At 68.8% G+C, this 23891-nt stretch carries 25 protein-coding genes; 9 read left to right on the top strand and 16 right to left on the bottom strand.

The annotated features are described in order from the left end of the window. Positions 1-12 precede the first annotated feature (12 nt). From mnhG to D7316_RS13800, 6 genes are read right to left on the bottom strand one after another with little or no spacing between them, the layout of a single operon-like run. Positions 13-345, bottom strand: a complete 333-nt coding sequence (gene mnhG / locus D7316_RS13825) for a monovalent cation/H(+) antiporter subunit G (protein ID WP_124708755.1) — start codon at positions 343-345, stop codon at positions 13-15. Beyond that, complete coding sequence (locus D7316_RS13820; protein WP_124708754.1) at positions 342-605, bottom strand: monovalent cation/H+ antiporter complex subunit F; 264 nt, start codon at positions 603-605, stop codon at positions 342-344. The genes mnhG and D7316_RS13820 overlap by 4 nt, the downstream gene beginning before the upstream one ends. Beyond that, positions 602-1330, bottom strand: coding sequence for a Na+/H+ antiporter subunit E (locus D7316_RS13815; protein WP_232016904.1), 729 nt, complete (start codon positions 1328-1330; stop codon positions 602-604). The genes D7316_RS13820 and D7316_RS13815 overlap by 4 nt, the downstream gene beginning before the upstream one ends. Then, positions 1327-2937: a Na+/H+ antiporter subunit D gene (locus tag D7316_RS13810; protein ID WP_124708753.1), complete on the bottom strand. Its 1611-nt coding sequence runs from the start codon at positions 2935-2937 to the stop codon at positions 1327-1329. The genes D7316_RS13815 and D7316_RS13810 overlap by 4 nt, the downstream gene beginning before the upstream one ends. Then, positions 2934-3506, bottom strand: coding sequence for a Na(+)/H(+) antiporter subunit C (locus tag D7316_RS13805; RefSeq protein WP_124708752.1), 573 nt, complete (start codon positions 3504-3506; stop codon positions 2934-2936). Before D7316_RS13805 ends, D7316_RS13810 begins: the two co-directional genes overlap by 4 nt. Further along, positions 3503-6451 carry a Na+/H+ antiporter subunit A gene (locus tag D7316_RS13800; protein ID WP_124708751.1) on the bottom strand — a complete coding sequence of 983 codons (2949 nt, stop codon included), beginning with the start codon at positions 6449-6451 and terminating at the stop codon, positions 3503-3505. Before D7316_RS13800 ends, D7316_RS13805 begins: the two co-directional genes overlap by 4 nt. Positions 6452-6556: 105 nt before the next feature. Between D7316_RS13800 and D7316_RS13795 the strand changes: the two genes are divergently transcribed. From D7316_RS13795 to D7316_RS13775, 5 genes are all read left to right on the top strand, one after another. Next, complete coding sequence (locus D7316_RS13795) at positions 6557-6976, top strand: hypothetical protein (RefSeq protein ID WP_124708750.1); 420 nt, start codon at positions 6557-6559, stop codon at positions 6974-6976. Positions 6977-7123: 147 nt separating this feature from the next. Beyond that, entirely contained in the window at positions 7124-7573 is a 450-nt protein-coding gene (locus tag D7316_RS13790; protein ID WP_124708749.1) for a hypothetical protein, read from the top strand. A gap of 117 nt (positions 7574-7690) precedes the next feature. Continuing rightward, entirely contained in the window at positions 7691-8071 is a 381-nt protein-coding gene (locus tag D7316_RS13785) for a DMT family transporter (protein WP_124708748.1), read from the top strand. Then, positions 8071-8391 (top strand): DMT family transporter, encoded by a 321-nt coding sequence (locus D7316_RS13780; RefSeq protein WP_124708747.1) that lies wholly within the window; start codon positions 8071-8073, stop codon positions 8389-8391. The genes D7316_RS13785 and D7316_RS13780 overlap by 1 nt, the downstream gene beginning before the upstream one ends. A 95-nt stretch (positions 8392-8486) precedes the next feature. Continuing rightward, positions 8487-9254 (top strand): phytanoyl-CoA dioxygenase family protein, encoded by a 768-nt coding sequence (locus tag D7316_RS13775; protein ID WP_124708746.1) that lies wholly within the window; start codon positions 8487-8489, stop codon positions 9252-9254. 3 nt (positions 9255-9257) lie between these two features. Here the strand turns inward: D7316_RS13775 and D7316_RS13770 are convergent, their stop codons facing one another. From D7316_RS13770 to moeA, 4 genes are all read right to left on the bottom strand, one after another. Then, complete coding sequence (locus D7316_RS13770; protein WP_124708745.1) at positions 9258-11600, bottom strand: AAA family ATPase; 2343 nt, start codon at positions 11598-11600, stop codon at positions 9258-9260. Then, entirely contained in the window at positions 11597-12676 is a 1080-nt protein-coding gene (locus tag D7316_RS13765) for a CDP-alcohol phosphatidyltransferase family protein (protein ID WP_124708744.1), read from the bottom strand. Before D7316_RS13765 ends, D7316_RS13770 begins: the two co-directional genes overlap by 4 nt. A 4-nt stretch (positions 12677-12680) precedes the next feature. Next, on the bottom strand, positions 12681-13397 hold the full coding sequence (locus D7316_RS13760; RefSeq protein WP_124711333.1) for a phosphatidylserine decarboxylase: 717 nt from the start codon (positions 13395-13397) through the stop codon (positions 12681-12683). A 117-nt stretch (positions 13398-13514) separates the two neighbouring features. Beyond that, positions 13515-14750, bottom strand: coding sequence for a molybdopterin molybdotransferase MoeA (gene moeA, locus D7316_RS13755; RefSeq protein WP_124708743.1), 1236 nt, complete (start codon positions 14748-14750; stop codon positions 13515-13517). A gap of 67 nt (positions 14751-14817) precedes the next feature. Here moeA and D7316_RS13750 point away from each other — a divergent pair, with 67 nt between their 5' ends. Beyond that, positions 14818-15618, top strand: coding sequence for an HAD-IIA family hydrolase (locus tag D7316_RS13750; RefSeq protein WP_124708742.1), 801 nt, complete (start codon positions 14818-14820; stop codon positions 15616-15618). A gap of 12 nt (positions 15619-15630) precedes the next feature. Here the strand turns inward: D7316_RS13750 and D7316_RS13745 are convergent, their stop codons facing one another. From D7316_RS13745 to D7316_RS13730, 4 genes are all read right to left on the bottom strand, one after another. Next, positions 15631-16164: an SRPBCC family protein gene (locus D7316_RS13745; protein WP_124708741.1), complete on the bottom strand. Its 534-nt coding sequence runs from the start codon at positions 16162-16164 to the stop codon at positions 15631-15633. 95 nt (positions 16165-16259) lie between these two features. After that, complete coding sequence (locus D7316_RS13740; RefSeq protein WP_124708740.1) at positions 16260-16688, bottom strand: DUF350 domain-containing protein; 429 nt, start codon at positions 16686-16688, stop codon at positions 16260-16262. 49 nt (positions 16689-16737) lie between these two features. Next, a complete protein-coding gene (locus D7316_RS13735; protein ID WP_124708739.1) occupies positions 16738-18135 on the bottom strand; it encodes an NtaA/DmoA family FMN-dependent monooxygenase in 1398 nt (465 codons plus the stop codon). Continuing rightward, positions 18132-19346, bottom strand: coding sequence for an LLM class flavin-dependent oxidoreductase (locus D7316_RS13730; protein WP_124708738.1), 1215 nt, complete (start codon positions 19344-19346; stop codon positions 18132-18134). Before D7316_RS13730 ends, D7316_RS13735 begins: the two co-directional genes overlap by 4 nt. A gap of 131 nt (positions 19347-19477) precedes the next feature. Here D7316_RS13730 and D7316_RS27640 point away from each other — a divergent pair, with 131 nt between their 5' ends. Together D7316_RS27640 and D7316_RS13725 are read left to right on the top strand one after the other, a co-directional pair. Then, positions 19478-19612, top strand: coding sequence for a hypothetical protein (locus D7316_RS27640; RefSeq protein WP_269462498.1), 135 nt, complete (start codon positions 19478-19480; stop codon positions 19610-19612). Continuing rightward, positions 19609-20754: an LLM class flavin-dependent oxidoreductase gene (locus D7316_RS13725; protein ID WP_124708737.1), complete on the top strand. Its 1146-nt coding sequence runs from the start codon at positions 19609-19611 to the stop codon at positions 20752-20754. Before D7316_RS27640 ends, D7316_RS13725 begins: the two co-directional genes overlap by 4 nt. Here the strand turns inward: D7316_RS13725 and D7316_RS13720 are convergent. Next, positions 20741-21853, bottom strand: a complete 1113-nt coding sequence (locus D7316_RS13720; protein WP_124708736.1) for an acyl-CoA dehydrogenase family protein — start codon at positions 21851-21853, stop codon at positions 20741-20743. The two genes, D7316_RS13725 and D7316_RS13720, sit on opposite strands and share 14 nt — an antisense overlap. A gap of 65 nt (positions 21854-21918) precedes the next feature. Then, a complete protein-coding gene (locus D7316_RS13715; protein ID WP_124708735.1) occupies positions 21919-23115 on the bottom strand; it encodes an acyl-CoA dehydrogenase family protein in 1197 nt (398 codons plus the stop codon). A 172-nt stretch (positions 23116-23287) separates the two neighbouring features. On the opposite strand from D7316_RS13715, the gene D7316_RS13710 reads away from it, so the two are divergent. Next, complete coding sequence (locus D7316_RS13710) at positions 23288-23884, top strand: TetR/AcrR family transcriptional regulator (RefSeq protein ID WP_124708734.1); 597 nt, start codon at positions 23288-23290, stop codon at positions 23882-23884. Positions 23885-23891 lie beyond the last annotated feature (7 nt).

Raw genomic sequence — 23891 nt, 5'->3', positions numbered from 1 at the left:
CCCCGAGCCCGATCAGTCGCTGGTGCCCGACTCCATGTCCTGGCGGTCGATGAGTCCGTCGCGGGCGCGCTGTTCCTGATAGACGAGACGACCGATGCGATGGGCGATCACCGGGGCGGTCATCAGCGCGAACAGCCCGGCGAGGACCAGCATGCCGTTGTCGACGTTGTCGCCGAGCCGGATGATCGCGCCCACCAGCATCAGCAGGAGGCCGAACGTCTGCGGTTTGGTGGACGCGTGCATGCGGCTCAGCGTGTCCGGGAAGCGCAACATGCCGATCGAGGTGGTCAGGGCCATCGTCGCGCCGAGGATCAGGAAGACCGAGGAGATGATGTCGCCGATCATGTTTCGTCATCCCTCACTCGGAATCGGGCGATCGCGATCGACCCGACGAAGCTCACCAGCGACAGCGCGACGATCGCCGGGACGACCGTGGAGTCGCGGCTGAAGGCAGCCCATGCGGCCAGCCCGCACATGCACAGCGCGATGACCGTGTCGAGTGCGACCAGACGATCCAGGGTGGTGGGCCCGCGCAGCACGCGGACCGTGGTGAGCACCGCCGCGACCAGCAGCATGGTGCTCACGATCAGCCAGACGTAGGTCATCGGCGACCCGCCTCGGGAGAGTCGGTGTGGCGGACCCGTTGGTAGTTCTCGTCGATGCCGTGATACGGGCTCGGATGCCATTCGCTGTCACGCTCGAACGCCCGGATGAAGTTCCGCTCGACGAATGCGACCTGCTTGTAGAAGGCCTTCACCCGCTTCTCGCTGCGGACGTCGAAGACGTGGATGTAGAGCATCCGCCGCCGGTGGTCGATTTCGAGCACCATGGTGCCGGGCACCAGGTTGAGGTAGTCCACGGCGAGGGTGAGGACCAGGTCGGACTTGATCGCCAGCCGGACGCGCACGACCGCGCCGAGCGGCGGTTTGCCCGGACGGATCGCGGCCCACGCCACCTGGGCGCTGGAGATGAAGAAGTCGCCGATGAGCCGCCCGACCAGCGCGAGCAGCACGACGGGGTGGATGCGACCCTCGACCGGCACCCGCGGCAACGGCAGCAGAGTCACGATCGCGATCGCGACGACCAGCCCGCCGAGGACGTTGGCCCAGGAGATGGTGCCCCACAACAACACCCACACGAAGGTGAGCCAGGCCAGGTTCCACAGCCGGACCGCGACCTCACGCGAGTCGCTGCCCAGCCACCGCGGGATGCGCACCCGTTGACGCAGCCACGCCAGACCACCGACCAGGTGCCAGAAGATGAACAGCAGAGAGACCCGCCACGCGGTGATGATGCGTCCGCGCATCGGAGTCGAGGAACGATCGGTCATCGGTCACCACCTCCGAGGACCGCTTCGATGTAGATGCCGCGATCGGTGATGTCGGTCGCCGCGCGGTCGGTGAACCCGATGATCGGTCCCGCCCACAACGTCAGGACGAGGCCGGCGGCCACCATGATCGCGGTGGGCAGCACCATGCCGAACGGCATCCGGCCGACATCTTCGCGGTCGTCGAAGGCGATGTCGTCACGCTCGTCGATGAGTGCCGAGGGTCCCTTGTCGGCGAGGTCGCCCTCCGGGGCGTCGGCGCGCGGACGCCAGAATCCCTTGGTCCAGACGCGTGCCATGACGTAGAGCGTCAGGAGACTGGTCACCACCGAACCGCCGACCAGCACCCAGGCCAGCACCGAACCGTCCTGCGTGCCGGCCTCGAGGAGCGCGACCTTGCCGATGAACCCGGAGAACGGTGGGATGCCACCGAGATTCAATGCGGGGATCAGGAACAGGGCGGCCAGCACGGGACTCGCGATCAGCCCACCGAGCCGGCGCAACGATGCCGACCCGGCCTGCCGCTCGATCAGACCGACGACGAGGAACAGTGTGGTCTGCACCAGGATGTGGTGGGCGACATAGTAGATCGCAGCCGACAAGCCGAACTTCGAGGACAGGGCGATCCCGAAGACCATGTAGCCGATGTGGCTGACCAGGGTGAACGACAGCAGACGTTTGATGTCGGACTGGGCGATGGCACCGAAGATGCCGATCAGCATGGTGAGCAGTCCGGCGATCAGCAGCACGTTGTCCATCGTGCCGCCCGGGAACAGCAGGGTGTGTGCGCGGATGATCGCGTACACACCGACCTTGGTCAGCAAACCGGCGAACACCGCGGTGACCGGGGCGGGCGCGGTCGGATAGGAGTCGGGCAGCCAGGTGGACAGCGGGAAGACCGCCGCCTTGATGCCGAAGGCCACCAGCAGCACCGCGTACAGCGCGTTGCGGGTGCCGTCGGGGACGTGGTCGAGGCGCGCGGCCATCTCCGCCAGATTCAGCGTGCCGGTGGTCGCGTAGGCGAACGCGATGCCGGACAGGAAGATCAGCGACGAGACCATCGACACCATCACGTACGAGGCGCCTGCGCGCACCCGCTCGGGACTCGCGCCGAGGGTGAGCAGCACGAAGCTCGCGGCCAGCAGCACCTCGAACGACACGTACAGGTTGAACAGGTCACCCGCGAGGAAGGCGTTGCACACGCCGGCGGTCAGGATCAGATAGGTCGGCAGGAAGATCGACACCGGCTGCTGCTCGGTACCGTCGCGGATACCCTGGCCGACCGCGTACATGACGACGCAGAGCAACACGATGGTGGAGACCACCAGCATCAGCGCGGCCAGCTGGTCGACGACGAGGGTGATGCCCAACGGTCCGTTGGGGTATCCCTTGTCCCCCCACCCGCCGATGTTCACCGCGAAGGTGCCGTACTCGTTGGTGAGGTAGAGCAGCATGCACGACGCGGCGAACGCGATGGAGATCGCGCCCACCGCGATCGCCCGCTGGAATCTCGGGCTGCGACCACGCAGCAACGTGAGGGCGGCCGCGACGATGGGCACCAGGGTGGGCAGGGTGATGAGCACCGGGACCCACGACGGTTGCGGGATCATCGGTTCGCCCCCGTGTCGTCGTCGACGTTCTCGTCGACGACATCGGCATCTTCGGGCATGAGGTCGGTCTCGATGATCTCGAGGTGACGCGCGGCGAACTCTTCAGGGGTGATCGGGTTGCCCTCGTCGTCGTAGAGGTCGCCCGCCGCGGTGTCCGCGAGGGTGACCGGGTCGTCGGTGCGGTCGCGGTCCGGTGCGGTGTCCAGCGAGCCGGACAGGATCTTCACGTCCTCGGTGTCGTCCTCGAGGTCGTCGTCGTCGCGGTTGATCACGAACAGCCGATAGACCAGTGACAACACGAACGCCGCGACGCCCATGGTGATCACGATGGCGGTCAGGATCATCGCCTGCGCGAGCGGATCGGCGTCGGCCGCGCGGTTCTCCGACGACCGCCCGAGGATCGGCGGGTTCCCCATGCCGCCGGACACCACGATGATCAGCAGATTGATCGCGTTGCCGCACAGCAGGAGACCGAACAGCATCCGGATGAGGCTGCGTTCCATCAGCAGGTACGCACCGCACGCGGCCAGTACGCCGATCACGATCAGCAATCCGAGGTTGATGCTCACTGTGGCACCTCCCCGCGTCTATTCCCCGTCGCTTCGCTCGCCCCGGCATTAATGGGCACCGGTGCGGGCGTGTTGTCGATGGCGCTGGACTCGACGTCGAGGCGCGCGCCGAGGCTGCGCAGGACGTCGAGGACGAGGCCGACGACGATCAGGTAGATGCCGAGGTCGAAGAACAGTGCGGTCACCATCTTGACGTCGCCGAGCACCGGCAGGGTGACCTCGAACACCGCCGACGACAGCGCCGGGGCGCCGAGGAGCAGCGACGTCACCGCGGTCCCGGCCGAGATCGCCAGGCCGGCGCCGAGGATGCGTCCGGGTTCGATGGGCAGCGCCTCGCCGAGTTCGTACCGTCCGCCCGCGAGGTAGCGCAGGACCAGGGCGAGGCCCATGGTGAGGCCGCCGGCGAAGCCACCGCCGGGGGCGTTGTGGCCGGCGTAGAAGAAGTAGACCGAGAGGACCACCATCGTCGGGAAGATCAGTCGGGTTGTCGCCTCCAGCACCATCGAGCGGTGGCGCGGGTCGCGGAAGTCGCTGCCCAGCAGCCAGCGGGTGCGGTCGGGCGGGATCGGATCGTCGTCATCGTCGGTGGTGTCGCCGTTGAGCCCGGCCTGCAGTCGCGCGGCGTCCGCGACCCGCGGCGCGGCCCCGAACCGGCGGTTGCGGAACACCATCGATGCGACACCGGTCGCCGCGACGATGAGCACCGAGATCTCGCCGAGCGTGTCCCAGGCGCGGATGTCGACTAGCAGGACGTTGACGGCGTTCGCGCCGTGCCCGAACTTGTACGCGGCCTCGGGGATGTCGACGTGCAGCGGCTGTTCGGAGCGGGCGGCCGCGGCGAAGAGCCCGATCAGCACGAGCGATGCGCCGAACGCGAGGCCGATGAGAGCGCGCAGCGGTTTGAAACCGGTGGCATGGCGCGGTTCGGGTTCGGCCGGCAGTTTGCGCAGCACCAGCACGAAGATGACCAGCGTCAGCGTCTCCACCAGGAACTGCGTGAGGGCGAGGTCGGGGGCGCCGTAGAGCGCGAACAGCATGCCCGAGCCGTAGCCGGTCAGCCCTACGACCAGCGTGGCCGCGAGGCGGTTGCGGAGTGTGACGGCGGCCAGGGCGGCGACCGCGATGATGCCGCCGATCACCACCTGCACCGCGGAGTCGAAGCCGCCGACCTCGAGCCGATCACGCGAGCCCCAGGCGAGGGCGGCGATCGGCAGGACGATGGCGGTGGAGAGGATGACGCCCTGCGTGATCGGCAGTGAACCGCGCTGGGTGTTGCGGGTCAGCATCAGCGAGATGGTGTCCGCGCCGCGCAGGGTGGCGTCGTAGATCCGGTCGGCGTTGAGGATCGGGCGGTACCGGAACAACGCGCCACGCAGTCGGCGGATGAGCAGGAACAGGGCGGCGCCCGCGACGACGACGATGATCGAGAAGACCACCGGCAGACCGAAGCCATGCCACATGGCCAGGTGCTCGAGCTCGTGACCGTAGGACGGGAGCGTCTCGGCGTACGGCTCGAACAGGTCGCCGACCTGGGGGCTGAGGATGCCGGCGGCCACACCGGCGACGGCGAGCAGGATCGGCGCCGCGAGGAACATCGGCGTCGGCGGATGGATCTTGGCGACTGCGGGGCTCGGCGTCGAGCGCACCTTGCGCCCGAACGCGCCCCACAGGAACCGGCAGGTGTAGGCGAAGGTGATGACCGAGCCGACGAGTAGCACGATGTCGATGGTCTCGGCCTGCCAGGTCGGGAAGGCGCCCGTGTCCCAGACCGACCCGAAGGCCGTTTCCTTGCCGACGAAGCCGATGGTGAGTGGCAGGCCCGCCATGCTGGCGCCGGCGACTGCCGCGGTCAGCGCCAATACCGGCAGGCGGTGCCCGAGCCGGGCGAGTTTGCGGATGTCACGGGTACCGGTCGAGTGGTCGATGATGCCGACCACCATGAACAGCGATGCCTTGAACAGCGCGTGCGCGACCAGCATCGTGATGCCGGCCATCGCGACGTTGGCGTCGCCGATCCCCACCAGCACCGCCATGAAGCCGAGCTGGGAGACGGTGCCGAACGCCAGCACCAGCTTGAGGTCGAGCTCGCGCAGCGAGCGCCAGCCACCCAGCACCATGGTGACCGTGCCGAGGACCACGACGACGACATGCCAACTCGGTGTCGTCGAGAAGCCGGGAGCGAGTCGCGCGATCAGGTAGATGCCCGCCTTGACCATCGCCGCCGCGTGCAGATAGGCGCTGACCGGGGTGGGCGCGGCCATCGCGCCGGGCAGCCAGAAGTGGAACGGCACGATGGCCGACTTGCTCAGCGCACCGATCAGCAGCAGCACGATCGCGACGTCGACGTACACTCCCGCGGGCGGGGCGGCCAGGATGTCGGAGAGCAGATAACTGCCCGCCCGCTCGCCGAGCATGATGATGCCGACCAGCATCGCCAGACCGCCGGCGGTGGTGACCAGCAGGGCCTGGGTGGCCGCGCGTCGCGCGGTGGCGCGGACACCGTAGAAGCCGACGAGCATGAACGACAGCACGGTGGTCAGTTCCCAGAACACGTACAGGACCAGCATGTTGTCGCTGACCACGAGGCCGAACATGGCGGCCGCGAAGGCGATCATCTCGCCGCCGAACACCGCGACCCGCGGCCGGGCGTCGTCGAAGTAGTGAGCGCAATAGCAGAGCACGAGTGATCCGACGCCGAGGATGAGCACGGACATGATGGCGCTCAGCGTGTCGAACCTGGTGACGATGTCCATCTGCAGGACCGGTACCCACTCGACGGTCTCGACCAGCGGGGGCTGTCCGTCCTGGGGCCAGTTGACGATGACCCACACCAGAGCGCCCGCGGGCGCGAGCGCCAGGACGTAGAAGCCGCGCGTACCGAGCCAGCGGATCACCGGTGGCGCGAGCAGCGCGCAGAGCGCGAGCGCAGCCAGCACGGAGATCAAGTGGGCACACCGTCTTTCGTTTCGGGCGGGGTGTCACGGGCCGGAAGTCTCCTGGGCGGAGTGTCACGAGGCCGGGCCCGCGTTGTCTACTTTACCGTTGCGTTCATGATCCGGTTCGCCAGGCTGGTGTCGCTGTTCGTCGTCATGGTCGCCGGCGTCGCGTTGCTCGCGGCGTGCGGAGGTGGTGAGGACGACGCCACGACCGGCACACAGTTGCCGGAAGACTTTCCCACTCAGCAGGTCCCGTTGGTCGAGGGAACCGTCCTGACCGCCGACGGCAGCCGCGCCGACGGATGGTCGGTGACCGTGCAGGGGTCCCCGGATGTCGGCAACGTCCTGGACGCTGCCGTGACGACGCTCACCGATGCCGGGTTCACCGAGTCGCAGCGCAGCTCCGACGGCGGGCAGCGTGTCGTGGTGCTGTCGGCCGACAAGGGCGGCACCACGTACTGGGTGCAGGTCGGTACCACGGCAGGCGCGGCCGGGGGCGGGTCGTCGGTGTTCTATCAGGTCAGCGTCGGTTGATCGCCTGATCTCGCGGTTCCCGATGTCGGGCTCGTCCGATCTCACAGAGAACTGACAGCCCCGCGGCAGTTCGCGGGCAGTCCTCGCCAGCACTGTGGATGTCACTTTTCCTTCCTGGAGAGCGTCAACAGAAAGCGAGTGACATCGATGTCCACACCTCAGGGGGCGACCATCGCCCCGAACGAGCAGACCCCGGACGGCCCGGTTCATCCTCGGTCCGGCGCGCCTGACGTCGGTGACAAGCCCGTCAGCGACAAGGTGCGCAACGCCGTCATCGCCGGCGGCATCGGTATCGCCGTGGTCTTCGGGCTGCTCGGCTTCGGTGCCGGCTACGTCGCCGGCGGCTCGTCGTCGTCGAATCAGGGCCCGGGGATGAACATGCCCGGCGGTGGCATGTCCGGCGGTGGCATGGGTGGCGGTATGGGCCAGATGCCCGGCGGGTCCGGCCAGCCGGGGCAGGGCGGCGGTATGGGTCAGGTGCCGGGTGGTGCGCAGGGCGGTATGGGTCAGATGCCGGGTGGCCAGCAGGGCCAGACCGCGCCGACCCAGACCGCGCCGACCCAGACCGCGCCGACCCAGGGTTCGACGACGTCCTGACCGCGCGAGATGGAGTGGGACGTGTCGGATGCCGATACGTCCCACTCCATCTGTGCATTCGGGCCGCGCGCATCGGTAGCGTGAGCACATGGCGATTCGACTCGCGCAGGTCCACGAGTGAGGACACAGGCCGGCCGAGCCTGGCTGTTCCTCGTCGGCGCGATCGTGCTCGAGGTGACCGCGACCTTGTCGATGAAGGGCGCATTGCATCACCCGGCGCTGTACGCGTTGATCGTGGTCGGCTACCTCGGTTCGTTCGTCTGCCTCACGCTCGTCCTCAAGGCGCAGATGCCGCTCGGTGTCGCCTACGGGATCTGGGGTGCGTCGGGCGTGGCGCTCACCGCGATCATGTCGATGATTCTCTTCGACGAGCCGCTGACGGCCCTCATGGGTGTCGGGATCGTGCTGGTCATCGGAGGGGTGCTGTGCGTCGAACTCGGCGCGCAGAAGGCACACGCTGACGCGATGCCTGCCCGCCAGAAGGAGTCGGCGGCCTGATGGCCTGGTTGTACCTGGTCGGCGCGATCGCCTTCGAAGTCGCCGGCACACTGTCGCTGCGGGTGGCCTCGGGCGGACGGAAAGCCTGGTACGCCGCCGTGGCCATCGGCTATGTCGTGGCTTTCACCATGTTGATCCTCAGCCTCGACCACGGCATGCCCCTCGGCGTCGCCTACGGGATCTGGGCGGCCGCCGGCGTCGCACTGACGGCGATCCTCAGCAGGCTCCTCTTCGCCGAACCACTCACCTGGCTCATGGGTTTCGGGATCGTCCTCATCGTCGGCGGCGTCCTGCTCATCGAGATGGGCGCAACGCACTGACGGCGTCCGGGACGAACGGTCTTCCCGGCGAGATGGGAGTACGGTGCGCGGGAAAATCGCTTGCCGCTGCGCGGGGCCGACGGGACGATCGGACGATGACGCCTGCGCTCCCAGATGCAGCGGTGGAACGCTTCATCACCGACGGGTTCCTCAAGATCGAGGACGCCTTCGACCGCGAAGTCGGTGAACACTGTCAGGCAGAACTGTGGAAGGAAATCGGGCTGAGCGCCGACGATCCATCGTCGTGGACGCAGTCGCTGATCTGGGTGAGCGCGATGAGCACGCCGCCCTTCACCGCGTCGGCCACCACAGACGACCTTCATGCCGCTTTCGACCGGCTCGTCGGCCGAGGTCGATGGCGTCCCCGGCTGGGGATGGGGACTTTCCCGTTGCGGTTCCCGAGCGATCAGCCCGCCGAAGCGGCGGGCTGGCATGTGGAGGCGTCGTTCGCCGGCAGCGACGGCGGCCTCCGCCTGAGCCTGCGGTCACGCGGTCGGTCGCTGCTCATGCTGTTTCTGTATTCCGACGTCGGCGTCGATGATGCTCCGACATTGATTCGGGTCGGCTCGCATCTGTCGGTGCCGCCGTACCTGTCGGACGCGGGGCCGGACGGCCGGGCATGGATGGATGTCTGCATGGACGTCGTGCCGGCAACCGAACACCTGCCGGTCGTCGCTGCGACCGGGAACATCGGCGACGTCTACCTCTGTCATCCCTTCCTCGTCCACTCCGCGCAGGGGCATCGCGGTCGGGTGCCGCGGTTCATGGCGCAACCGCCGCTGGAACCGGTTGGCGAACTCGACCTCGAGGGCGCCGAGCTCTCGCCGGTGGCCGAGGCGGTGGTTCGCGGTCTGGCCCGGTAGGCGCTACAGCACCCGACGTTCCGCGAATGCGCGCAGGTTCTCCACCTGTGCCGGATCCAGTGACGGTCGGACACGGTCGCGGGCCTCGGCGACGTCGTCCGGGCCCACGGTGGCCGCATCGATGTCGCGCCGCATCGCCGACAGCGCCGCCTCACGCAGGAGCGCCGAACAATCCGCGGCCGAGTAGCCGTCGAGATCGTCGGCGAGCGCCTGTAGATCCACGCCGTCGGCGAGCGGGACCTTGCGGCCAGAGGCGCGCAGGATGTCGGCGCGCGCGTCCGCATCCGGTGGCGGCACGAAGACCAGTCGTTCGAGACGGCCCGGACGCAGGAGAGCGGGGTCGATCAGATCGGGTCGATTGGTCGCCCCCAGCACCACGACGTCCTGCAGCGGCTCGACGCCGTCCAGCTCGGTGAGCAGTGCGGCGACCACCCGGTCGCCGACACCCGAGTCGCTGGACTGACCCCGGCGCGGCGCGAGCGCGTCGATCTCGTCGAGGAAGATCAGCGACGGCGCGGACTCGCGGGCGCGGGCGAACAGGTCGCGGACCGCCTTCTCCGACGATCCCACCCACTTGTCCATCAGCTCGGCGCCCTTGACCGTATGCACCGAGAGTCGGCCGGACGCAGCGAGGGCTCGCACCACGAACGTCTTGCCGCAGCCGGGGGGACCGAACAGCAACACACCGCGCGGCGGTTCCACACCGAGGCGGGTGAACGTATCCGGATGTTGCAGTGGCCACAACACCGCCTCGGTCAGCGCCTGCTTGGTCTCCACCATGTCCCCGACCTCGTCGAGAGTGATCGAACCCAGTGCCACCTCCGGCGAGTCCATCCGTGACACCGGACGGATCACATCGAGTGCGCCGATCAGGTCCTCGGTCCGCAGCGCGGGTTCGGACTTGTCCGAGCTCACCCGCGCCGCGGCCCGCAACGCCGCCTCACGGGTCAGCGCGGCCAGGTCGCCGGCGACGAAACCCGGTGTGCGCGAGGCGATCACATCCAGATCGAGGTGGCCGTGCGTGGGGACGTCGGTGAGGATGACCCCGAGGAGTCGGGCGCGGGTGGCCGAGTCCGGCAGGCCGATGATGAGTTCCCGATCGCAGAGCGAGGGATCGCGCAGCCGGCTGTCGAGGCGGACCGGTTCGGCCGTCGTCGCGATCAGCGCGATGGTGCCGTGCGCGGCCGCCCCGCTCGCTCCGCTCCCGGCGTCGGCGATCGCGGTGCGCAGCTCATCGAGGATCAGCGTGGAAACCGGTTCCGCCGGAGCGGATTCGCGGGGTGCCGGCAGCAGGGCGTCGACGTCGGTGATCAACAGGACACCCCCGCTGCCGCGGAGCCCGGATATCGCCGACGTCACCGCGGCGAGGCGCGCGCCCGCCTCGAGCGCGCCGACGGTCGGCCCGTCGATCGTGGTCAGCGGGCGCTCGGCGCACACCGAACGCGCCACCGTCGCCTTGCCCACCCCGGCCGGCCCGGTGATCAGGACACCCAGTCGAGGCGCAGCGCCCAGCGTGCGCAGCACCTCCGGCTCGTCGAGCGTGATCGAGAGCCATTCCGTCAGCTTCGCCACCTGGGAATCGACGCCCACCAGGGTCGAGACCGGGCGGACGGCGCCGGCGGAGGTCGATTCGCCGGTCGTCACTCCCGGGGTGTCAGAGACCGCGGGACCGTTCGCCGACGTCCGGGTGGGTGGCGCCGACGCGGCAAAACCCATGGCGATGGTGGGCGGCAGATTCGTCGAGGGAAGCGACGTCGACGAGCGCGGCGCGACGCCGCGACCGTCCTGGCCGGCCCACAGCACCGCGGTGTTGGTCTGCACGCTGACCGGTCCGGCCGGCTCGACGGCGGTGACCGTCAACAGCTCGTTGGTCCACGTGATCCCGACCGACAGCGCCAGCGCGCGGGTCGCGGCGCCCGCGGTCAACTCCGGTCCGAGGTCGCGCGGCAGCAGCGAGACCGCGTCCCCGACGGAGACGACCTTGCCGAGCAGTGCCCGGCGCAGCGTTGTCTCGTCGACCGAACTCGTGGCCAGGGCCGATCCGGAGACCGTGATGCGGCCTGCACCGTGCACCGTGGCCGGGGCCAGCACGACCGAGGCGTTCTCGCGGACGCCCGCGTTGGAGAACGTGATGTCGTCGAGCAGGGCGGTTCCGGTGGGTGTCTCGCCGCCCGCCTCGGCGACCACGGCCGCGGTCTGCCGTGCGCCGGTGATGGATACGGCGTCCCATTCCCGTAGGCCGAGAGCGGCGAGGACCTCGGCGTGCACCCGGATGATCCCGCGGCGCGCGTCCGACGCGGACGGGTTCACCCGAGCGGTCAGGGTCAGCTGGACGGGACCGGTCATCCGCGGGTCTCCTCGGTCGGTTCGATCGGCGGCTCGGGGGACGGTTCGGCGGCTGCGGTCTCCGGGATGGCCGGGGCGGGGACGCCGGTGGGACGTCGGAGTCCGAGCCGCGCCTGCGATTTGCCGGGGATGATCCGTCGACGGCCCCGCGGCTGGTCGCGGGCGATCGCCCGGCGCAGGGCGCGACGCTCGGACGGATGGTCCTCCCAGTGCTCCGGCCGGGATGCCACCCAGCGCTTGTTGCGCCACGCGAACGGGATGTGCAGCAGATATCCGCCGATCGCGATCATCATCAGCACATACGGGAAGGTGAGCAGCAGTGCGGCGCCGATGGCGACCACGATGAGCAGGCCGGCCAGAGCGCGCGGCGGTACCGATGCCGTCTTGAGCGACGCGGTCGGTACGCGACTGACCGCGAGCAGTGCGACGAAGACCAGCCACCCGCCGACGACCGGCAGCGACGTCCACCAGCCCGACCCGAACTGCTGTGACAGACCGATCGGCAGCAGCGCGATGATCGCGGCCGCGGGCGCGGGCACACCGACGAAGAAGTCCCGGGTGTAACCGGGCGCCTCGTCATCGTCGAGGAGGGTGTTGAACCGCGCCAGCCGCAGCACGATCGCGCAGCAGTAGACCAGCGTGAGGACCCAGCCGATGTCCTGGCCCGACATCAGGTGCAGGTAGACGATGAGGGCGGGGACGACGCCGAAATTGATGGCGTCGGCAAGTGAGTCGATCTCGGCGCCGATGCGGGTCGTCGCCCCCATCATGCGGGCCACGCGGCCGTCGATGCCGTCGAGCAGCGCAGCGGCCACCACCAGGCCCATCGCCGCGTTGATGTCACCGGTCGAGGAGACGCGGATGGCGGTGAGGCCCGCGCAGATGGCCAGGATGGTCAGCGCCGACGGGACGAACAGCCGGCCCGCCGCGGCCTGCTTCGGAAAGCGCGCCCCTTCGCGGGTGGCGTTCTTGGCGGCGGCATTCGACGAGCCGGCAGAGCTCCGGCCGCGCCGCGACGCGCGGGTGGTGGGCGTCCGGTACGAGGTCGAGCGCTCGGGTTTACGGGCGGTGGGCATCGGTTCAGGTGAGGGTCGCGAAGACGGTTTCGGCGCCGACCGCACGCTGGCCGACCCGCACCTGCGGGACCGTCCCGGCAGGCAGATAGACGTCGACGCGGGACCCGAATCGGATCAGTCCGTACGTGTCGCCGGTGGTGAGGTCGTCCCCGACGGTGGGTTCGCAGACGATCCGCCGTGCCAACAGACCGGCGATCTGCACGACGGCGACATCGTGGGTGTCCGCGCCGACCGGGCAGTTCAGCACCATCGTCGTGCGCTCGTTGACCGAACTCGCCTCGGGCAGGTCGGCCGACACGAACGACCCGGCCGTGTGGGTCACCGCGGTCACCCGACCGGCGATGGGTACGCGCTGGACGTGCACGTCGAAGATGGACAGGAAGGTCGATACCCGGGGCAGCGGTGCGTCACCGAGTTCGGCCTCGACGGGTGGGACCGCCTCGTCGACGAGGGAGATGGTCCCGTCGGCCGGGGCCACGACCGCACCGGCTGCGGTCGGGGGCACGCGCTTGGGATGTCGGAAGAAGGCCGCGCAGGCGCCGGCCGTCAACGCTGCGGGGCGCGCTATCCACGGGTGGTGCCGACCCAGGATGGCGACGGCGGCCGGAGCGGCGACGAACGGGAGGCCGGCCTTGTGCACCGGGGGGATGGTCTCGCGGGCCAGGTCGACGAGATGACCCGCTCCGCTGCGCGATCCGTCGGGACGCGGGCGCCTGGCCACCATCAACCTCCTGTTGCGAAGAATGTCCGGCCGACCCGGATGTCCGTTCCAGCTTAGAGCGTGCTCGACGACGTCCTCGGGCTCATCGTGATCGGGCGACCCGCGTCACAGCTTGCGTCACAGGACGATGACGTCGACCGACGACCCCGCGGCCATCTCGTCGGCGATCGCGGGTACGTCGATCAGGGCGTCGGCGCGGGCGAGGAACCGCAGATGATGCGATGCGGGCGGGCCGATCGGGTCGACGACGAGACCGTCCTCGCGCCGCAGCACACCGCGCAGGAACTGACGTTTACCGCGTGGTGAGCGGATGTCGGAGCTGAGCCGTGCGGTCACCCGATCGCGGTCGGCGGGCAGCCCCATCGCGGCGCGCAGTGGGGGCCGGATGAACACCTCGAACGACACCAGCGAGCTGACCGGGTTGCCCGGCAGGGTGATGATCGGCACGCGTCGGCCGGCGGGTCCGGGATAGTGGCCACCGCCCTGTGGCATGCCCGGTTGCATCGCCACCTTCACGAACTCGATGTCGCCGGTACTCGTCAGCGCCTCCTTGACCACCTCGAAGGCCCCGGCGCTGACGCCCCCGGACGTGATGATGAGGTCGGCGTCGCCACTGATCTCGTCGAGTCGCGCACGGAAGGTGGCGACATCGTCGGCGACGAAATGCAGATGTGTCGCGTCGGCGCCGGCCTCGGTGGCCGCGGCGGTGAGCATCGGTCCATTGGATTCGTAGATCTGCCCGTGCTGCAACGGTTCTCCGGGACTGACCAGTTCCGAGCCGGTCGACAGCACCACGACGCGCAGGCGGCGCGTGACGGAGACCTCGGTGATGCCGAGAGCCGCGAGGAGTCCCAGCTGCGGCGCACCCAGCCGGGTGTGGGCCGGCATCGCGGGCTCGCCGGCCTCGATGTCGGAGCCTGCGGCCCGGATGTGGCGGCCCACCGGCACCGACGACCGGATTGCGACGACCTGGGCCCCGGGCCCGATAGGACCCGTTCCGGCACCGTCGGTGGCCTCCACCGGGATCACCGCGTCCGCGCCGTCGGGCATCGGCGCGCCGGTCATGATCCGGTGCGCGGTGCCCGGCGCCAGGGTCAGGCGTTCGGTCCGGCCGGCCGGGATGTCCTCGGCCACGGGCAGCCGGACGGGGGATTCCTCGGTGGCCGAAGCGATTTCGGCCGCGCGTACGGCGTAACCGTCCATTGCCGAGTTGTCGAAGCCGGGTAGTCCGATGGCCGCGGTGATCTCGTCGGTCGTCACGCGCCCGAGGGCATCGACCACGCGCACGCGTTCCGCGGTGGGACCGTCGAACAGCGCGGCGACAACAGCTTGGTGATCCGACACCGATCGCATGCGCTCAGCATGCCATCCGGCCCTGCCGACCGTGCAGGGTGGCACCGACGGGACTAGATTTTGCTGCATGGCTTTGGGGTTGCTGCTCGACATCGACGGGGTGATGGTCACCTCGTGGAAGGCGCTGCCGGGAGCAGTGGATGCGGTCGCCGCGCTCGAGGAGCAGGGCTATCCGCGGATGTTCCTGACGAACACGACGTCGCGGTCACGCGGCGAGATCGCCGCTGCGCTCAACGACTGCGGCTTCGACGTCGCCCCCGACGAGATCCTCACCGCGGCCAAGCTGACCGCCGAGTATCTGAGTGCGAACCATCCCGGCAAGCGGGTGTGGGTCCTCAACGAGGGGCCGATCGCCGAGGACATGACGGGTGTGGAACTCACCGACGACCCGTCTCGCGCGCAGGTAGTGGTGCTCGGCGGCGCCGGTCCCGTCTTCGATCACCGCGCGCTGTCGCAGGTGCTCGAGCTCATGGTCGCCGGTGTCCCGGTGATCGCGATGCACCGGTCGATGACGTGGTCCACCGCGCAGGGATTGAGCATCGACACCGGCGTCTACCTCGAAGGTCTCGAGAAGGCGGCCGGCCGCAAGATCCGCGCGATCGGCAAGCCGTCGCCGCTCGGTTTCCGGCACGCCGTCGACCTGATGCAGGTCGAGCCCACCCAGGTGGTGATGGTGGGCGACGACATGCACAACGACGTCCTCGGCGCGCAGGCCGCCGCCCTGACCGGGGTGCTGGTCCGCACCGGGAAGTTCCGCGAGGACGCACTACGGGACCTGCAGCGCGACGAGTTCGGGCCGGTTCCCGACCACATCATCGACTCCCTCGCGGATCTGCCCGATCTGATGCAGAAGCTGGCCGACAAGTAGCGCGACGACGCCTCAAGCGGCCCGCGTCGACGCCGACTCGGCGGCTCGCTTGATCTTGTCCAGCGTCTCGGCCATGCCCAGCTTCAGTTCCGCCTCGAAGTTGGTGGTGCCACCCATCACCTTGTCCACCAGGAACGCCGACACCTTGGTGGTCCCGTTGCCGACCTCACGCTTCTCGGTCACGGTGACACTCCCCGTCGCTTCGCTCGCCCCGGTCACATTCCCCGTCGCTTCGCTCGCCCCGGTGACACCGGTGCCCGTCGGTTCGATGGTGTAGCTCCACACCGTGCGGTTCTCCGCGACCCGGAACGCGAGCTCCTTGCCCGGGGCCCAGCGCACGATCTTCGCAGTCGTCGGCCAGACCAGCGGTCCGCGGCGGTTGATGTTGACGGTTCGCGTGCCCAGCCCGATGGCCCCGCCCCGGATGATCATCTTCTTGCACTGCGGGCTCCACTCGCCCATGCGCTTGAGGTCGGAGATCACCGCCCAGACGTCGTCGGCGGTGGCGTCGATCTGGACGGACTCTTCGATGAGTGGTGCGGCCATGGTGGTTCCCCTCGGTTGGTCGACAACAGCACTGTCGTGCGATAGCTGACGACCCTAGGAGCTTATTGTCTGACCGTCAATAGCGAGTGTGCCGGTCAGAAGAGGAGTGCGGCGCCGATGACCGCGCCCACCCCGATGAAGACGGCCCCGCAGATCCAACCGGCCGGGTGCTCGTCGTCGTCGAGGAGCAGGGTGCCGAGCTTGCCCGGCGTCAGCCAGTCGATCAGCACGAACGACCACATCATCACGGCGATCGCGAGGACCACGTAGGCCACGGTGTAGAGCAGGCCGCGCCACAGTTCGAGCATGAGCGAGTCGCGGATGCCGGCGACGAGGACGATCGACAATCCGATCACCTGCGCGGTCGCCAGCATCACCGCATTGCGGTTGTGCTCGAGCCAGATCAGGTTGCGCAACCTGCCCGGGGTCACCAGGTCGAGGGCGAGGAAGCCGAGCACGAACAGCGCAACGCCGACGAGGCTGTAGGCAGCGGCGTCACCGAGGTTGTCGCGCAGCAGTTCCATCGAGTCTCTCCCGTCGGTGACCAGTCGGATCTAGGAGAAACAGTAGCGATCAGCCGATGCCGACCGGCGAGTTTGCCGTACGCGGCGCGCCGAGTCCGAGGTTCTCGCGCAGGGTGTGCCCCGGATAGCCGGTCCGGTAGACGCCGAGTTCCTGGAGAACCGGGACGACCTCGTCGACGAACCGGTCGAGCCCGCCCGGGGTGATGTGCGGGACGAGGATGAATCCGTCGCTCGCATCGGCCTGCACCAGGTCGTTGATCTCCCGGGCGACGGTCTGCGCCGATCCGACGAACGACTGCCGGCCGGTGACCTCGATGATGAGCTCACGGGTCGTCAGGTTCCTCGCATCGGCCAGTTGTCGCCATTCCGCGGCCACATCGCGTGGGTCGCGATGGATACGGACACTGGCCCGCCCCTGCGCAACGGTGTTCTCACCGGGGATCGGATCGATCGTCGGCAGCGGTCCATCCGGGTCGTGGTCCGAGAGATCGCGGTTCCACAGCTGCTCGAGGAACTTGATGGCCGTCTGTCCGCTGACCTGGGCGAGGCGCACGTCGTGGGCGAGGTCAGCGGCCTCGGCGTCGGTGTCGCCCAGGACGAACGTCGCGGCGGGCAGGATCAGCAGGTCGGACGGCGTCCGGCCATGGGCGGCCAGCCGGCCCTTGACGTCGGCATAGAAGGCGCGGCCCTCGTCGCGCCGGGCGTGACGGGAGAAGATCGCGTCGGCACGGGCCGCGGCGAACTCGCGACCCTCCTCGGAGTCACCCGCCTGGAAGATCACCGGCCGGCCCTGCGGACTGCGCGGTACCGGGAAGTGTCCGGAGATGTCGAATTGGTCGTCGCGGTGGGCGAACGCGCCCGCATCGTCGCGTCGTAGGAAGCGCCCGGACTCACGGTCCGCGACGATGTCGTCGTCGCTCCACGAATCCCACAGTTCGATCGCCGTCTCGAGGAACTGTCGGGCGCGCCGGTAGCGCTGGTCGGCGGGCAGATATCCGCCGCGACGGAAGTTCTGACCGGTGAACGCGTCCCACGACGTGACGACATTCCACGCCGCCCGACCGTCGGAGAGGTGATCCAGGCTCGCGAACTGCCGGGCGACCTCGAGTGGCTCGTTGAACGTCGAGTTGATGGTGCCGGCCAGTCCGAGATGTTCGGTCACCGCGGCGAGCGCGGCGAGCACGGTGAAGGTGTCCGGCCGCCCGACGACGTCGAGGTCGTAGATCTCACCGTGCTGTTCGCGCAGACGCAAACCCTCGGCGAGGAACAGGAAGTCGAACAATCCGCGTTCGGCGGTCTGTGCGAAATGGGTGAACGAGTCGAACTCGATGTGGCTGCCGCTGCGCGGATCGCTCCACACCGTGGTGTTGTTGACGCCGGGGAAGTGGGCGGCGAGGTGGACCTGTTTCGTCCCGCGTGGTTCTGTCGCTGTCCTTGGTTCTGTCACTGTCGGGCTCCTCCGGTGGTGGCGGATGTGCGCGTGTAGCGGTTGGCGGCGGTACCCAGACCCAGTCGGTCGCGCAACGTCGACGTCGTGTCGGACACCCGGAAGAGCTTGCGGCGCTCCAGTTCCGGGACGAGGCGGGTGGTGATCTGCAGCAGGTCGTGGGGAATTGTGGCCGTTCGCAGTCGGATTCCGGTCACGCCCACGGCGGGGTCGGTCAGCTCGGCGATCAGGTCGGCGAGGCCGGCGACGGTTCCGGCGAAGACCGGGGTGCCACCGGTGTAGGGCGTGCCGAGCCCGAGGTCGAGGCGGGCACGCCGGTCGGCCGCCGCCGACTCCCGATCATCGAGATGGACGAGGAGATCGGCGAACACGTGCACGGTGTCGCCGTCGCGGCCGGCGGTGGACTGCGCGGCCCGCACCGCGTCGACGGCGCGAGCGGCCGCCACCCGATCATGCGCACCGACGAAGGCGATGTCGGCGGACGCGCCGGCGAAGGCCACCGATGCGGCGGCCGATGTCGTCGCCGCCGCCACGACCGGCCGGCCCTGCGGTGGGCGGGGTGTGATCGACGGGCCACGGACCGAGAAAAAGCGACCCTCGAAGTCGATGTAGTGCAGCTTGTCCCGGTCGACGAACCGTCCGGTCTCGACGTCGCGGATCTCGGCGTCGTCCTCCCAGGAGTCCCACAGTCGTCGTAGCACCTCGGCGTATTCGGTTGCCTCGGCGAACAATTCATCGTCGCGCCGATGGACGTCGGTCGGCAGCGTGCGGCGGCCGAACAGTCGTGCCTCGACGGCACCCGCCGCGACGTCGACGGTGACCCCGGCTCGTGCGCGGCCCACATAGTCGAGGGTGGCGATGGCCTTTGCCGAATGGAACGGTTCGGTGTGGGTGGCGATCACCGTGGGCAGCAATCCGACGTGTGCGGTGGTGGGCGCGACCCGGGACGCGACGAGGACCGAATCGAGGCGTCCGGCGGCGAGTTCGGAGATCGGACGGTCGATGTCGTCGGTGGTCGGGGGACGACGCCGGAACGTGTCGGCGATGGTCACCAGGTCGATGCGGGCGCGGTCGGCGACGCCGACGACCTCGGTCCAGTACTTCGCCGACAACAACTCGGCCGGGCGGGCATCGGGCTCGCGCCAGGCCAGTGGGTGCCAGCCGGCACCAGTGACGGCGACGGCCAGATACGGAGGTCTGGGGGTGGTCATGTCCGGCACAACGTCGCGGGCGAGGCGCATGAGGCCGGGCCGGGCACTCTCGATCAGGGTGAATTCAACTCTCGCCAAGTGGTTCGTCGTCCGGCTTACTGGGAGATCGTCGTCGATCTCAGGAGGCCGGCATGTCGTGGCTGATCCGGGTGCTCGACACCCAGCACAACTATCTGCTCCGCGCCGTCGCGGGTCTCGCGCCGGAGGCGGCGCAGGCCACCGCGTTGTGCGCCGGTCCGCGCTGCACGTGTGGTGCGCACCGATGACCCGGGAATCGCCGCGGGTCCCGCTGTCGGTGCTCGATCTCGCACCCGTCACCGAGGGCATCTCGCCGACGACCGCGATCCGACGAGCGGTCGAACTCGCCCGGCACGCCGAGGAATTGGGCTATCGCCGGTACTGGCTGGCCGAGCATCACTTCGTCGCCGTGGCCAGCTCGGCGACCCCGACGCTCATCGCGCTGGTCGCCGCCGCGACCGAACACATCCGGATCGGCAGTGCCGCCGTGCAACTCGGTCATCACACCGCGGCGTCGGTGGTGGAGTCGTTCGGCACCATCGACGCCCTGTACCCCGGCCGCATCGACCTCGGCCTCGGTCGGTCCGGGCAGCGGCGGGCCGAGGCGCTCTCCGCGGTCGCGTCGGGGCGGCGCGTCACCGAACCCCGCCCCGAGCAGTGGGTCGACGGACTGTTGATCCCCGAGCCGTTCCCGATCGAGCAACTGCTGGCGCGACCGCGACTCGCGACGATGAGCCGGGCACTGGAGTTCGAGGGGGCGCAACAGCCGGACTTCGCCGACGCCGTCGACGACATCCTCGAACTGTTGTCGGGCGGGTTCGCCATCGACGATGTCGACGTGCACGCGGTACCCGGCGAGGGCGCCGACGTCGAGGTCTGGATCTTCGGCAGCAGCAAGGGGCAGAGCGCGACGGTCGCGGGCACCAACGGACTGCCGTTCGTGGCCAACTATCACGTGAGCCCGTCGACCGTGCTGGAGGCGGTGGAGGCCTATCGATCGGCGTTCCGGCCATCACCGGCATCGACGCTGCGGCAGCCGTACGTCGTCGTGTCCGCAGACGTGGTGGTCGCCGACGACGATGCGACCGCTGCGCATCTGGCGTCCACCTATGGGCATTGGGTGTACGACATCCGCAGCGGGCATGGGGCGAGGAAGTACCGCGATCCGGCGACCGCGCCGCCGTTGACCGATGAGCAGCGCCGGATCGTCGACGATCGGCTGCGTACCCAGTTCGTCGGTTCGCCGGCCACGGTGACCGAGGGTCTGCAGACCCTGGCCCGCGTGACCGGCGCCGACGAACTCGTGATCACCAGCGTCACCCACGATTTCGGGGACCGCAAGCGGTCACATCAGCTGCTCGCCGAGGCGTGGGGCCTCAGCCGACGGTGAGCATCTCCCACTCGCCCACGGACTTCGACAGGTTCGCCAGGTGGTCGTTGGCGTCGCCGAGGGTGTGGCTGATCGCGGTGAGCCGGCTGACGTAATGGCCGACCGGGTATTCGAGGGTCATGCCGATGCCGCCGTGCATCTGGATGGCCTCCTGGCCGATGAGACGTCCGGACCGGCAGATCTGCAGTTTCGCCCGCGAGGCGATGATCGGATCGCAGACGCCGTCGGCGAGGGCGGCCGTCGCGTACAGACTCATGCTGCGTGCCAGTTCCAGCTGGGTGTACATGTCCGCGGCGCGCTGGGTGAGCGTCTGGAAGTGTGACAGCGTGACGCCGAACTGCTTGCGCGTCTTGAGATAGTCGACGGTGAGGTCGAGAGCGCGTTCCATCGCACCGAGCGCCTCGGCACAGAGCGCGGTCTGGATACCGACCTCCGCATTGGCGATGGTCTCCGACGCGTCGCCGCTGCCGAGCCGGGTCGCCGGTGCGTCGGCGAACTCGAACTGGGCGCCCCGGCGACGGTCGTGGGTGCGGTAGGAGGTGCGGGTCACGCCCTCGGCGTCGGCGTCGATCAGGAACAGGCCGATGCCGTCGTCGGTGCGCGCCGACACGACGAGCTTGTCGGCGCAGTCACCGTGTCCGACAAGCGTCTTGACGCCGTTCAGCTTGTCGCCCGTGGACGTCGTGCCGACCTTGGCTCCGGGCCAGCGATCGCCCGGTTCGAGGTGGGCGAAGGCCATCAGCAGTTCGCCGGAGGCGAGTCCGCCGAGCAGTTCGGCGCGGGTCTCCTGGTCGGCGGTTGCGCCGACCAGGGAACCGGGGACGAGTACCGAGTCGAGGTAGGGTTCCGGCGCCAGTGCGCGGCCGATCTGGGTCATGACGCTGGTGAACTCGATCGGTCCGGCGCCCATGCCGCCGTCGTCCTCGGGGAAGGTGAGGCCGAGGATGCCGATGTCGGCCAACGACTTCCACACCCCCTTGTCCCAGCCCAGTTCGGTGTCGGTCACCTTGCGCAGGGTCTCGACGTCGTACTTCTTGGTCAGCACGTCGCGGACGGTGTCCGCCAACATCTGCTGTTCGTCGGAAAGGTCGAAATCCATTCTGATTCCTGTGTTCTCGTGTGAGGGTGTGTCGGAGTGGGCGGTGTCGGCAGAAGACGGCGGGCTCAGAGGCCCAGCACGGCCTTGTCGATGATCTGGCGCTGGACCTCCGACGATCCGCCGTAGATGCTGACCTTGCGGTAGTTCAGGTAGGTCGGCACGGACAGCTGCGCCCACTCCGGCGACGCGACGTCGGCGGTGCCGTTGTCGGCGGACGCATCGAGGCCGGCGACCGGCAGCGAGTCGGCGCCGGCGATGTCGGCGAGGAGCTCCATCGCGTCCTGCTGCAACTGACTGCCGCGCAGCTTGAGCAGCGACGACGCCGGGTTCGGCTTGCCGTCGGCCGATGACGCGGCGACCCGTAGCTGGGTCATCTCCAGCGCGAGCAGGTCGTTCTCCAACTCGGCCAGGCGGGTTGCGAACAGCGGATCCTCGAGGAGCGGGCCGCCGGATGCGGTCGTCGTCTCGCGCGCGAGTTCCTTCGCCTTGGCGAGTTTGGTCTTGGTGTAACCGATGCGGGCGATGCCGCTGCGCTCGTTGCCGAGCAGGAACTTGGCCTGGGTCCAACCCTCGTTCTCCTTGCCGACGAGGTTCTCGACCGGTACGCGGACGTCGTTGAAGAAGACCTCGTTGACCTCGAAGCCGCCGTCGATCAGCTGGATCGGCCGCAGCTCCACGCCGGGGGTGTCCATCGGGAACAGCAGCATGCTGATGCCGGCCTGCTTCTTGACCTCCGGATCGGTGCGCACGAGGCAGAAGATCCAGTCGGCGAACTGGCCGAGCGTGGTCCACGTCTTCTGGCCGTTGACGATGTAGTGGTCGCCGTCGCGGACCGCGCGGGTCTTGAGTGACGCGAGATCCGAACCCGCCTCGGGCTCGGAGAAGCCCTGGCACCACCAGATGTCGAGATTGGCGGTCTTGGCCAGGAAGCGTTCCTTCATCTCCTGCGACGCGAACTGCGCGATGACCGGCCCGATCATGCTGGCATTGAATGCCAGCGGTTCCGGGACGTGCATCAGGCTCATCTCCTCGCGGTAGATGTGGCTCTGAATAGGGGTCCAGTCGCGGCCACCCCACTCCGTCGGCCAACCCGGGGTCGCGACGCCGTGCTCGTTCAGGACTCGGGTGGTGGCGACCAGGTCGTCGGGGAAGTTCATCTTGCCGGTCTCGGCGCGACGACGGATGTCCTCGGGAACCTTCGTGAAGATCGCTCGCAACTCATCGCGGAACGCCTCTTCTTCTGGACTGAAATTCAGCTGCATGAGTTCTGTCTTACTCCTGGTCGGGGGATGTGGGGTGCGGACGCGAAACTCCGCGGGGCCGGTCGTCGCGCGCGCGCTGACTAAGCGCTTGCTTAGTGATACCGTGCACTATGCCGCTGCCGGCGGCGCATGTCAATGTCAACGGGATTCAGCGGAAACGGAGGCCGGCGACATGTCAGTCGTGGAACCGCCGCCCCGGGCCGTCGCGGCACGCTCACGGTTGCTCCGAGCCGCGGTGGAGGCGTTCGCGACCAAGGGATTCGACGCGACGACCACCCGTGACATCGCGACCGGTGCGCAGATGAGTCCGGCCGCGGTGTACGTGCACTTCCGGTCCAAGGAGGAGGTGCTCTATGAGCTCTCCGACGCCGGACACCGGTCGTTCCTGACGTTGATCGACGACGCGGACGACTCAGCGAAGCCGCCCGCCGCACGGTTGCGGGCGGTGATCGGCGCATTGGCGGCCCACCACGCCCGCGATCACGTGTGGTCGAGGGTGGTCAACTACGAGTTGGACTCCCTCTCGGTGGAACATCGCGAGGCCATCGGGGTGATGCGCAAGGAGGTCGCCCGACGTGTCGGCACGATCGTCGACGCGGGCATCACGAGTGGCGTCTTCGACGTCGACGACCCGCAGGCGACCACAACGCTGCTGCTCTCGATGGGTGTCGACGTCGCGCGCTGGTACCGGGAGTCCGGTCTGATGACGCCGGAGCAGATCGGGGAGTTCCAGGCGGACATGGCTGCGCGGATCGTCGGCGCGGGCTGACGACATC

The organism is Gordonia insulae, assembly GCF_003855095.1.
GTDB classification, from domain to species: Bacteria; Actinomycetota; Actinomycetes; order Mycobacteriales; family Mycobacteriaceae; genus Gordonia; species Gordonia insulae.
Note: the sequence above shows the minus strand (reverse complement) of the source record. Positions and strands in the feature narration are given on the sequence as shown.